This window comes from Streptomyces sp. NPDC046716, assembly GCF_040645755.1.
Lineage (GTDB): Bacteria > Actinomycetota > Actinomycetes > Streptomycetales > Streptomycetaceae > Streptomyces.
On sequence record NZ_JBEYYU010000035.1, the window covers coordinates 1 to 11,817 of the forward strand.

Annotated in this window: 9 protein-coding genes; 6 read left to right on the top strand and 3 right to left on the bottom strand. The window is 72.3% G+C overall.

What is annotated here, in order from left to right; genetic code table 11:
- Nucleotides 1-265 precede the first annotated feature (265 nt).
- Nucleotides 266-1,258, top strand: coding sequence for a serine hydrolase (locus ABZ930_RS24780; protein WP_361551564.1), 993 nt, complete (start codon nucleotides 266-268; stop codon nucleotides 1,256-1,258).
- Here the strand turns inward: ABZ930_RS24780 and ABZ930_RS24785 are convergent.
- Complete coding sequence (locus ABZ930_RS24785) at nucleotides 1,143-1,997, bottom strand: DUF4184 family protein (RefSeq protein WP_361551567.1); 855 nt, start codon at nucleotides 1,995-1,997, stop codon at nucleotides 1,143-1,145. The two genes, ABZ930_RS24780 and ABZ930_RS24785, sit on opposite strands and share 116 nt — an antisense overlap.
- 287 nt (nucleotides 1,998-2,284) lie before the next feature.
- On the opposite strand from ABZ930_RS24785, the gene ABZ930_RS24790 reads away from it, so the two are divergent.
- The 3 genes from ABZ930_RS24790 (at nucleotide 2,285) to ABZ930_RS24800 (ending at nucleotide 5,405) form a co-directional block, all read left to right on the top strand.
- The gene (locus tag ABZ930_RS24790; protein WP_361551570.1) at nucleotides 2,285-4,057 is read left to right on the top strand and encodes a lytic transglycosylase domain-containing protein; all 1,773 of its coding nucleotides are present in this window, start codon (nucleotides 2,285-2,287) and stop codon (nucleotides 4,055-4,057) included.
- 169 nt (nucleotides 4,058-4,226) lie between these two features.
- Complete coding sequence (locus ABZ930_RS24795; RefSeq protein ID WP_361551573.1) at nucleotides 4,227-4,361, top strand: SPW_0924 family protein; 135 nt, start codon at nucleotides 4,227-4,229, stop codon at nucleotides 4,359-4,361.
- A gap of 48 nt (nucleotides 4,362-4,409) precedes the next feature.
- Nucleotides 4,410-5,405, top strand: a complete 996-nt coding sequence (locus ABZ930_RS24800; protein WP_361551576.1) for a DUF3068 domain-containing protein — start codon at nucleotides 4,410-4,412, stop codon at nucleotides 5,403-5,405.
- Here ABZ930_RS24800 and hrpB read toward each other — a convergent pair.
- Together hrpB and ABZ930_RS24810 are read right to left on the bottom strand one after the other, a co-directional pair.
- Nucleotides 5,395-7,917 (bottom strand): ATP-dependent helicase HrpB, encoded by a 2,523-nt coding sequence (gene hrpB, locus ABZ930_RS24805; RefSeq protein ID WP_361551579.1) that lies wholly within the window; start codon nucleotides 7,915-7,917, stop codon nucleotides 5,395-5,397. The genes ABZ930_RS24800 and hrpB overlap by 11 nt on opposite strands.
- 34 nt (nucleotides 7,918-7,951) lie before the next feature.
- Nucleotides 7,952-8,824 carry a class I SAM-dependent methyltransferase gene (locus tag ABZ930_RS24810; RefSeq protein ID WP_361551811.1) on the bottom strand — a complete coding sequence of 291 codons (873 nt, stop codon included), beginning with the start codon at nucleotides 8,822-8,824 and terminating at the stop codon, nucleotides 7,952-7,954.
- 336 nt (nucleotides 8,825-9,160) lie between these two features.
- Here ABZ930_RS24810 and rpsA point away from each other — a divergent pair, with 336 nt between their 5' ends.
- Both rpsA and ABZ930_RS24820 read left to right on the top strand, forming a co-directional pair.
- Nucleotides 9,161-10,669 (top strand): 30S ribosomal protein S1, encoded by a 1,509-nt coding sequence (rpsA, locus tag ABZ930_RS24815; RefSeq protein ID WP_361551582.1) that lies wholly within the window; start codon nucleotides 9,161-9,163, stop codon nucleotides 10,667-10,669.
- Nucleotides 10,670-10,837: 168 nt separating this feature from the next.
- Nucleotides 10,838-11,773: a PAC2 family protein gene (locus ABZ930_RS24820; RefSeq protein ID WP_361551585.1), complete on the top strand. Its 936-nt coding sequence runs from the start codon at nucleotides 10,838-10,840 to the stop codon at nucleotides 11,771-11,773.
- Nucleotides 11,774-11,817: the final 44 nt, after the last annotated feature.

Genomic DNA, 11,817 nt, shown 5'->3' on the forward strand with positions numbered 1-11,817 from the left:
GCAGTTCCCCGCGCCCCTGAGGCATGCGCTTCGCGCAGCCTCCCCTGGACGAGCGGAGCTCGTTTCAGGGGCGCGGGGAACTGCGCGAGAAGCGGCCACCGGCCCGCACCCGAACGACAACCCAACAGGGGCGCGGGGAACTGCGCGACCAGCCACGACGAGAGCCGCGCCCGACCACGCACCCCCCGCCGCCAAGGCGTGAAGCCGCACCCCCGTTCAGCCCCCACACCGCGCCCCCCACGGAGCGCCCCGTGACGATGGGCCAATGTCGTCACACCCCCTCCGCACCCGCACCACCCTGTCCGCCCTCGTCATCGCCGCGCTCCTGAACACCACCCCCACCGCCGGCGCAGCCCCCCGCACCCCCACCTGCCGCGCCCCCAAACACCCCGCCCTCGCCAAACAGCTCACCCGCGATCTGAAAGCGGCACTCGCCGGGCGGAGCGGCACCGTCTCGGTCGCCGTGCACGACGACCGGACCAAGCTGGACTGCACCCTCGCCCCCCGCACCCGCTACGACGCGGCGTCCGTCGTGAAGGTCCTGATGATGGAGGCCACCCTGCGCCGGGCCCAGAGCAGGGGCCGCGGACCGACCGCGTGGGAGCGGGGCAACCTCGGCCCCATGATCCGCAGTTCGGACAACGCCGCGGCCGGCCGCCTGTGGAAGGACCTCGGCCGCACCCGCCTCGGCACGACCCTGACCCAGGCGGGAGCCACCCGCACCGTCCTCGGCCCCCACGGCTACTGGGGCCTGACCCGCACCACGGCCGCCGACCAGCTGCGGCTGCTGGACAGACTCACCGCCCGGCGCTCGTTCCTGACGGCGGGATCACGCGTGTACGGGCTGAAGCTGATGAGCGAGGTGCGCAAGAACCAGCGCTGGGGCGTGCCCGCCGGGATGCCGCGCGGCCTGCGCGCCCACCTCAAGAACGGCTGGCTGCCGCGGGCCACGCACGGCTGGCGCATCCACAGCATCGGCGCGTTCACCGGCCAGGGCCGCACCTACCGCATCGCGGTGCTCAGCCACGACAACCCCTCCATGGCCTACGGCGTGCGCACCGTCGAGCGCGTGGCCCAGGCCGTCCACCGTGCGCTCAACAAGGGGCGGGCCGGCGCGATCGGTCTCACTCCGCCCGAGGAGATCAGCGAACGGTCGGACGGCTCGGTTCCGCCGGACGCCCCGGAGGCTCCGGAACGACAGTCCTGGTTCGCGTACGGAGCGCCCGGAGCAGCAGCGCGTACAGCACGAGCCCGATGACGAGCCCCGCGCCCGCGCCGAAGCACACCGTCGGCACGATCTCCCACGGCTTCCAGGGGAGCCCCTTCTCGTCCACGTACGACAGCCAGCGCACCACGCGCGCCGCCCCGCAGCCGCACGCGCACCCGCCGATCACGACGAGCGCGAGCCACCGCTGCCGGCCGTGCGGCGCGGGCGGGCCGTCCGCGGGGGCGGCGTCGCGCACCGCCCACCACAGGAACACCCCGATCACGACGAGCGCCAGCGCCGAACTGCCGTACTGCACGTACCAGTAGAGCGGTGACCCGGCGACCGTCTCGCCGAGCACGGGCAGCAGCCGCATGCCCCACCGGTCCAGGTGCGTGAACGCGTCCCACACCACGTGGGTGAGCGAGCCGAGCACCACGGAGACGTACCCCCACAGCCACCACCCGCGTGCCCGCGCGGGACGGCCGCGCGCCACCGTCCACACCCGTGCGCGCACGGCGCCCGGCAGCAGGGCGAGCAACGGTTCGCGCACGAGCAGCCACAGCGCCAGCAGCCCCACCGCGAACAGCGCGTCCACGGTGAACACCCCGGTGAACGAGTGCGTGAACGCGCCGAATTCCATGGCGCCCGGCACCGCGCTCGCCGCGAAATAGGTGAGGTCCGGCGCGAACGAACCGGCCACGAGCAGGGACGGAACGAGCCGCCCCCGTCCCGACCCGTCGCGTCGCACGAACGGCAGCACGGCGGCGGCATGGCTGATGGTGAACGGCACGGTTCTCCCCGTATCGACTGGGCATTGACGCGGCGGCGCGTGGTGAGCGAGCGTCGAAGCGTACGACAACAGTCCGCGTCCGTTTACTGATCAAACGGTGAATAGCGGGCCGGTGGGCGTCTCCCCCGCCTTCGGGGCCATGAGGAAGGGTGTCCGCGCGAAGGAAGTTGTCGTAGTGTCGGCGGAGTCGTGCGCTGGGGAGCGTGCGACGGCGCCGTGAAGCTCCGCAACCCGGGGTGAACCCGGTGCCCAGGCCGGTACGGGCGATTGCGGGAGGGGTTCGCGGTATGGCGGCGGTTTTCGGCAGGAGGCTGCGCAGGAGCGTGATGACGACCGCGATCGCCGCAGCGGCGGTGGCGGCGCTCTCCGCCTCGCAGGCACCGGGCGTGACCCCGCATCACGCGGACAGCGGCAGTTCGGCGGCGGACCGCTCCGACGACACCCCCGACACCGCGTCGGGCCCCGACTACTTCAGCGACCTCCCGCCGCTCGACAGCCCCACCGACTCGCCGACCACGTCACCCGGCACGGGCGGCGGCGGTTCGACGGAGGCCGAGGCCGGCATCCCCGCCACCGTCCTCGACGCGTACAAGAAGGCCGAGGCCGAGCTGGCGTCGTCCAAGCCCGGCTGCAATCTGCGCTGGCAACTCCTCGCCGCGATCGGCAGGGTCGAGTCCGGCCAGGCGAGCGGCGGCAACGTCGACGCGAACGGCACGATGAAGAACGCGCTCAAGGGCCCGCCCCTCGACGGCAACGGCTTCGCGAAGATCACCGACACCGACGGCGGTCTGTACGACGGCGACACGGTCCACGACCGCGCCGTGGGGCCGATGCAGTTCATCCCCTCCACCTGGGAGTGGGCGGGCCGCGACGGCAACGGCGACGGCAAGAAGGACCCCTTCAACGTCTACGACGCGGCCCTCGCCGCCGGCCACTACCTGTGCCGCAACGACTGGGACCTGTCGAACGCCACGGACCTGAACAAGGCGATCCTCAGCTACAACAACTCCTCGGACTACCTCGCCAAGGTCCTGTCCTGGATGGAGTACTACCGCAAGGGCACGTACGAGGTTCCCGACGGCACCGGCGTGCTGCCCAAGCACCCGAGCAACGGCTCCAACTCGTCGCCTTCGCCGTCCCCTTCGCCCAGCACCCCGAGCGGCGGTCCGTCGACCCGGCCCGGCTCCGGAAGCGGCTCGCCGAGTCCGAGCCCGAGCCCGTCCGACCCCTCCACCCCGGCGGAGCCGTCCGACCCGTCGGACCCGTCGGAGACGCCCACGCCGAGCCCCGCCGACTCCGTCACCAAGCTGGCCGACGCGGACACCGGCACGCTCGGCGCGATGACCGGCGACACCTTCGCCGAGCGGGTGCAGGTGCGGGCCAAGGACAAGGCGGGCAAGGGCGTCGCCAAGGCCAAGGTGCGCTTCAGGATCGTCGGCAGCACGGACGCCCGGTTCGCCGGCGGCGAGACGAGCGCCGTCGTGACGACCACCGCCACCGGCACGGCCACCGCGCCCAAGCTCACCGCGGGCGAGAAGACCGGCACCTTCACGATCCGCGCCACCGTCGTCGGCAGCTCCGTGACCGGCCTCGACTACACGGCGAAGGTCACCGAGCGCGTCGCCGACGCCCTGGACCGCACCAGCGACAAGGAACTCACCTGCGTCGCGGGCGGCACGTTCGACGCCGACGCCCTGGTCCTGAAGGCGACGTACAAGGACGCGGTCGCCGACGGCGTCACCGCCACCGCCACCCTCGTCAAGGCCGACGACGACCCGTCCGAGGCGACGACGGGCCCCTCCTTCAAGGACGCGGACGGCAAGGCCGTGCGCACCCTCAAGGGCCTCAAGACCGACAAGGACGGCCTGCTCACCCTCCCGAAGCTGTACGCGGACGACGCCGCCGGCACCTTCCTGCTGCGGATCACCACGGCGGGCGGCGCGACGCGCACCCTCGAACTGAAGGTGACGGCCGCCCCGACGGACACCCCGAGCGACGGCGCCTCCGAGTCGCCCTCCGCCTCCGGGTCACCCTCGACGTCCGCGAGCCCGTCCGCGTAACACCCGGAGCACACCAGGCACTTGAGCCCCCGGCCGACGATCGGCCGGGGGCTCGCGCCTGTCCGGCGGCAGGTCGCGTCCAACGTGTTCTCATCTCTCCCCGGCATTGCTACGGTGCACCGACCCAAGGCCCTGACGCCCCATCAGATCCAGACTCGGGAGGCCGGACATGCGTGCCCTCATCGCGGCGGCGATCGGTCTTGCCGCGGCCCTCGCCCTCGTCCTCACCATCTCGGCGGTCGGCGCCCCGGCGGGCGAGACGTCCCCGAAACCGCTGCTCACCACCGTCCCCGACCACCCCTAGTCACCGGAACACCCGTCCCCGAACCCGTAGTTGAGGAGGGCCGCCGAGATGCGCCGCAAGGCAAGCCTGATCCTGCTCGCCTTCGCCGTGTTCTTCACGGCGATGTCCCCGCTGATGCGCTGGTACGCGTTCCCGCGACTGGCCAAGATCCCGGCCAACCAGTACCAGACGATGGTCCTGGAGGCGAAGAACGCCACCCTCGTCGACTACGGCACCATGCAGGCCAAGAAGGTCCCCAAGCTCACCGTCGTGCAGACCCTCAAGGGCAACGTCGAGGAGTCGGACAAGATCGAGAAGAGCGCCGGGCGCGACGTCGTCGTCTGGGACGGCCTCAGCTACATCGTGGGCCCCGACGGCAAGTTCGTCTCCCAGATCCCCGAGCGCTACATCTTCGACGCCCACAGCCAGGAACCCGTGCACGCGACCGGCGAATCCGTCGACGGCGACCCCGTCAAGCGCGAGGGCATCGAGTTCAAGTGGCCGTTCCTGACCGAGAAGCGGGACTACGAGTACTACGACGCGCGCGCCCGCATCACCCGCCCCATCCACTACAAGGGCACCGAGGACTTCCGCGGCGTCAAGATCTACCGCTTCGAGCAGACCATCCCCTGGACCAAGGTGCCCTTCCCCAAGAAGATGCCGGTCAAGGGCATCACGGCGGAATCCGTCGCCAAGACGGGCACCGAGATGTGGTACACGACCGTGCGCACCTTCCTGGTCGACCCCACCACCGGCGCCCCCGTCTACGGCGAGGAGAAGCACAAGGAGGAGATGCGCGGCGGCACCCTGCTCGGCGGCGACGGCAAGAAGATCACCGCGTTCGCCGGCGACGTGAAGATGCGCGAGGACTACATCAAGGACACGGTCGACCTGGTCACGTCCCAGCGCACCCTGGTCCTGCTGCTCACCTCCTACCTTCCCTGGGGCTTCCTGATCCTCGGCGTCCTGCTGCTGGCCCTGGCCCTGTGGCTCGAGGCCCGCGGCCGCCGCCCCGGCGACCCGGAGCCGAACGCGATGGACGAGCCCGAGCCGGTCAGCGTCTGAGCCGCGCGTTCGTGTGCCGGGTCGGCTCCGCCGCCGCCGGGTCCTCCGGCCACGGGTGCTTCGGATACCGGCCGCGCAGATCGGCCCGCACCGACCGGTAGCCGTCGCGCCAGAACGAGGCCAGGTCGGCGGTGACGGCGGCGGGCCGCCCGGCGGGGGAGAGCAGATGGACGAGGAGCGGCACCCCCGCCACCTCGGGCGTCGCCTCCAGCCCGAACATCTCCTGCAACTTCACCGCGAGCACCGGCTGTTCGGGATCGGAGTAGTCGACCCGCACCGACGACCCGCTGGGCACCGTGATCCGCTCCGGGGCCAGCGCGTCGAAGCGCGCCGCGTCCCCGCTCGCCCACGGCAGCAGCCGCCGCAGCGCCGCCCCGGCGTCGATCCGGGCCAGATCCGCACGGCGCCTGGCCCGCCCCAGCTCCGGCTCCAGCCAGTCGTCCACGCGCGCGTGCAGCGCCTCGTCGCTCACGTCCGGCCACGGCTCACCGACGTGCCGCCGCAGGAAGGCCAGCCGCTGCCGCAGCGCCTCCGCCTCCCGCCCCCAGCGCAGCAGCCCGAGCCCCTCCCGCCGCAGCCCGTCCAGCAGACCCTCCCGTACGAGGGCGGGGGACGGGTTCTTCAGCGGGCGCACCGTCAGCTCGATCGCCCCGAGCCGGGTGACGTGCCGGGCCACCAGCCCGCCGTCCGCCCAGGCGACCTCGTCGCCCTCCGAGGCCAGCTGCGCGGCTGCCCACCGGGCGGTCTCCTCGTCGACCACGGCCGCGAGCCGCACGCGCGCGTGCCCGGCGCCGACGGGCCGGTCGGCCACGGCGACGGCCACCCACCCGGCGTCCCGCAGCGCGGACCCGTCCCCGATGTCGGCCCGGGTGCCCGACGCCATCAGGAACGACCCGCCGGAGCGGCGCGCCACCCGCTCGGGGAACGCGAGGGCGGCGACGAGCCCGGCGGCATGCTCGTCGGACGAGGCGGCGCCGCTCCCGCCGGGCTCGTCGGACGCCACCCGGGTCAGCCGCCGCACCTCCGCGGCCCACCGCCCGGCATACGCGTCACCCCCGCGCCGGGCCCGGCGCAGCGCCTGCCCGAGATCGTCCCCGTACGCGCGCGGCGGCTCCTCGCTCAGCAGGGCGACGACCTCCGCGGCCCGCCGCGCGGACACCACCGGCGCCGCGTCGACCAGCGCGCGCCCGAGCCGCGGATGCAGCCCGAGCCGCGCGAGCCGCTGCCCGCGCGCCGTCACCCGCCCGGAATCCCGCTCGACCGCCCCGACCGCCGTCAGTACCTCGCGCGCCGCCGCCATCGCCCCGCCGGGCGGCGCGTCGAGCAGCGCCAGACCGGACGCCTCCGGGTCGCCCCAGCACGCCACCTGGAGCGCGAACGCCGTCAGGTCCGCCACCTTGATCTCGGGGGCCGGGAACCGCGGCAGGCGTCCGTCCTCCGCCTCCGCCCAGCACCGGTAGACCACCCCGGGAGCCTCGCGCCCGGCGCGGCCCGCACGCTGCGTCCCGGCCGCGCGCGACGCCCGTACGGTCGTCAGGGCACTCAGCCCGCGCGCGTGATCGACACGGGGCTCGCGCGCGAGCCCCGCGTCCACGACGATCCGCACCCCCGGCACCGTCAGCGACGACTCCGCGACGGCCGTGGCCAGCACCACCCGGCGCCGGGCGCCCGCCGAGAGCACCGCGTCCTGCACGGCGGCGGGCGCCCGCCCGTGCACCTGGAGCACGTCGATGTCGGCGCCGTCCCCGCCGAGAGTTCCCAGCTGTCCGGCCACCCGCGCGATCTCGCCGACGCCCGGCAGGAAACACAGCACGTCGCCCGGCCGCTCGGCCAGCGCCCGCCGCACCACCGACGCCACGTGCGTGAGCAGCGCGGGATCCACCCGCATCCCGTGCGGCGGCCGCACCGGCGCGGCCGGCGGAGCCCACACCACCTCCACCGGATGCGCGACCCCCTCGGCCTCGACGACCGGCGCGTCCCCGAGCAGCCGCGCCCACCCCTGCGCGTCCGTCGTCGCCGACGCCGCGACCAGCTCGAGCTCGGGACGGAGCGTCTCCCGCACGTCCCACAGGAAGGCGGCCGCCGTGTCCGCGTCGAGGTGCCGCTCGTGCACCTCGTCGAGCATCACCACGTCGACACCGGTCAGCTCCTGGTCGCGTTGCAGCCGCTGGAGCAGCACACCCGTGGTGACGACCTCGACGCACGTGCGCGGCCCGGCGACCCGCTCGCCGCGCACCGTGTAGCCGACGCGCTCCCCGACCTGCTCGCCCAGCAGCCACGCCATCCGCCGGGCCGCCGCCCGCGCCGCGATCCGCCGCGGCTCGGCCACCACGATCCGGCGCACCGGAGCGCCCTCGTCGAGCAGCCCCGCGAGCACCAGCGGGACGAGCGTCGTCTTGCCGGTGCCGGGCGGCGCGACGAGCACGGCGGCCCCGGACCCGTCGAGCGCACGCCGCAGGGCGGGCACGGCGGACCGGACGGGCAGGGCGGAGAGGGCGTCGCTGCGGATCACCCGGCCAGTCTCCAGCACGCCCGGGGAAGCGGTGCTACGCCCTGTCGTCCCGCTCGCAGACGAGGATCGCCGAGCCCGGGATCAGGTTGCCGCGCAGGGGCGACCAGCCGCCCCACTCCTGCGTGTTCCACGCGGGCCACTCCGGCTCGACCAGATCGACCAGCCGGAAGCCGCCGGCCACCACGTCGCGCACCCGGTCGCCGATGGTGCGGTGGTGCTCGACGTAGACCGCGCGCCCCTCGTCGTCCTGCTCCACATAAGGGGTGCGGTCGAAGTAGGAGGCCGAGACGGTCAGGCCCTCGGGGCCGGGCTCGTCGGGGAACGCCCAGCGGATCGGGTGCGTCACGGAGAAGACGAAACGGCCGCCGGGCCGCAGCACCCGGTGCACCTCGCGCAGCACCTGCACCTGGTCCGCGATGAAGGGGAGCGCGCCGTACGCGGAGCAGGCCAGGTCGAAGGAGCCGTCCCGGAACGGGAGCACGCCCGCGTCCGCCTCCACCAGGGGCACCTGGACCGCGGATCCGTCCTGGATGCGCTGCGCGTGCTGGAGCTGGCGGTGCGAGAGGTCCAGGGCGACGGGCCGGGCCCCCTGCGCGGCCAGCCAGCGCGAGCACTGGGCCGCGCCCGCCCCGATCTCCAGGACGTCCTTGCCGGCCAGCTCCTCGGGCGGACCGAGCAGCTCGGCCTCCACCTCGTCGAGCCCCTCGGGGCCCCAGACGAAACGGTCGTCGCCGAGGAAGGTGCCGTGCTCCACCTGGTAGTCGTCCGCGTTCCGGTCCCACCAGCCGCGGTTGGCCCGCGAGCTCTCCGTGGTGTCCGCGTCACGCCGGGTGGCCGTGGAGTCCTCGTCGACCGTGCTGGTGGGGGACGACGGCTCGTACGCTTCGGTTGGTCCAGACTCTTGGATGATCGGCTCCCTGGTACTAATCTGCGGGCACCGCGGACCTCATGGCCTCGTAGGACGCGATGTGTGCCGGATATGCGGCGATCCGCCCCGGGTGTGCGCCTTCGCGCATTGACCGTGTCCGGCTGCCCCCGTATGCTACAAGTTGCGCTGCGGGCCTGCGTTCCTCAGACATAGCAGGCTGCGCTCGCATCTGTCGTATGTCCCCTCGGTTGTCGAGGCGCCTCCCGGAGATCGGGATTCGGCGCTTCCTAGGCTGTCCGGCTTCTTCGGTGCGAAACAGGCTCCCGGCGTAGCAGTACCCACCGACTTTCAATGTCCGCCGGAGCCCTTTCCCACATGACGAGCAGCACCGAGACCACCGCCACCACCCCGCAGGTTGCGGTCAACGACATCGGTAACGAGGAAGCCTTCCTCGCCGCCATCGACGAGACGATCAAGTACTTCAACGATGGCGACATCGTCGACGGCGTCATCGTCAAGGTTGACCGGGACGAGGTTCTCCTCGACATCGGTTACAAGACCGAAGGTGTCATCCCGAGCCGCGAGCTCTCGATCAAGCACGACGTCGACCCGAACGAGGTCGTGGCCGTCGGCGACGAGATCGAGGCCCTGGTCCTCCAGAAGGAGGACAAGGAAGGCCGTCTGATCCTGTCCAAGAAGCGCGCTCAGTACGAGCGTGCCTGGGGCACGATCGAGAAGATCAAGGAAGAAGACGGCATCGTCACCGGTACCGTCATCGAGGTCGTCAAGGGTGGTCTCATCCTCGACATCGGCCTCCGTGGCTTCCTGCCGGCCTCCCTCGTCGAGATGCGTCGTGTCCGCGACCTCCAGCCGTACGTGGGCAAGGAGCTCGAGGCGAAGATCATCGAGCTGGACAAGAACCGCAACAACGTGGTCCTGTCCCGCCGCGCCTGGCTCGAGCAGACCCAGTCCGAGGTGCGCCAGACGTTCCTCACCACCCTGCAGAAGGGTCAGGTCCGCTCCGGCGTCGTCTCCTCGATCGTCAACTTCGGTGCCTTCGTGGACCTGGGTGGCGTCGACGGTCTCGTCCACGTCTCCGAGCTCTCCTGGAAGCACATCGACCACCCGTCCGAGGTTGTCGAGGTCGGCCAGGAAGTCACCGTCGAGGTTCTCGACGTCGACATGGACCGCGAGCGTGTCTCCCTGTCGCTGAAGGCGACGCAGGAAGACCCGTGGCAGCAGTTCGCCCGCACGCACCAGATCGGCCAGGTCGTTCCCGGCAAGGTCACGAAGCTGGTTCCGTTCGGTGCGTTCGTCCGCGTCGACGAGGGCATCGAGGGTCTGGTCCACATCTCCGAGCTGGCCGAGCGCCACGTGGAGATCCCGGAGCAGGTCGTCCAGGTCAACGACGAGATCTTCGTCAAGGTCATCGACATCGACCTCGAGCGCCGCCGCATCAGCCTCTCGCTGAAGCAGGCCAACGAGGCCTTCGGCGCCGACCCGTCGGCCGTCGAGTTCGACCCGACCCTGTACGGCATGGCCGCGTCCTACGACGACCAGGGCAACTACATCTACCCCGAGGGCTTCGACCCCGAGACGAACGACTGGCTCGAGGGCTTCGAGACCCAGCGCGAGGCTTGGGAGGGCCAGTACGCCGAGGCGCAGCAGCGCTTCGAGCAGCACCAGGCCCAGGTCATCAAGTCCCGCGAGGCGGACGCCCAGGCCGAGGCCGAGGGTGCCGTCGCCGGCGCCGGCGCGGCCCCGGCTGCCTCCGGTGGCGGCGGCGGTTCGTACTCCTCGGAGTCGGACGACAACTCCGGCGCGCTTGCTTCGGACGAGGCGCTCGCCGCGCTGCGTGAGAAGCTGGCCGGTGGCCAGAGCTGAGCTGAACCCTTCGGTTCCGCACGGTAGTTGAACAGTGGGCCCGCACCCTTTGGGTGCGGGCCCACTGTCGTACGTCCCCGGTAAGAGGCGGCTGAGAAAGGGCGCGGGCGGGAATGCCCGCGCCCTTCGTGCGCGTTCCCCCTACGAACACGAGGAGGAGCGGTCACTGTGCTTGATCCGCAGGATTTGTACACATGGGAGCCGAAGGGCCTGGCCACGGTCGACATGGCACTTGCCCAGGAGTCCGCCGGCCTTGTCATGCTCTATCACTTCGACGGCTACATCGACGCGGGAGAGACCGGCGACCAGATCGTCGAGAGTCTCCTCGACTCGCTGCCGCACCAGGTCGTGGCGCGCTTCGACCACGACCGGCTCGTGGACTACCGGGCCCGCCGCCCGCTGCTGACGTTCAAGCGCGACAGCTGGAGCGACTACGAGGTCCCCTCCATCGAGGTGCGGCTCGTCCAGGACGCCACCGGCGCGCCCTTCCTGCTGCTGTCCGGGCCCGAGCCGGACGTGGAGTGGGAGCGGTTCGCGGCGGCCGTCGAGCAGGTCGTGGAGCGGCTGGGCGTCCGTCTCGCGGTGAACTTCCACGGCATTCCCATGGGCGTGCCGCACACCCGGCCGGTCGGCCTCACCCCGCACGGGAACCGCACGGACCTGGTCCCCGGGCACCGCAGCCCGTTCGAGGAGGCCCAGGTGCCGGGCAGCGCCGAGGCGCTGATCGAGTACCGGCTGACGGAGGCCGGGTTCGACGTGCTCGGCGTCGCCGCGCACGTCCCCCACTACATCGCGCGCTCCGCCTACCCGGACGCCGCGCTCACCGCCCTGGAGGCGGTCACCGGCGCCACCGGGCTCGTCCTGCCCGGCATCGCGCACACGCTGCGCACCGAGGCGCACCGCACGCAGACGGAGATCGACCGGCAGATCCAGGAGGGCGACGAGGAACTCGTCGCGCTCGTCCAGGGACTTGAGCACCAGTACGACGCGGCGGCCGGCGCCGAGTCGCGGGGCAACATGCTCGCGGAGTCGATGGAGATCCCGTCGGCGGACGAGATCGGCCTGGAGTTCGAGAGGTTCCTGGCGGAGCGGGAAGGCGACTAGGCTCGTCGCAAAGACGCTCCCCGCGCGCCGGGGTGCCGAGGCGA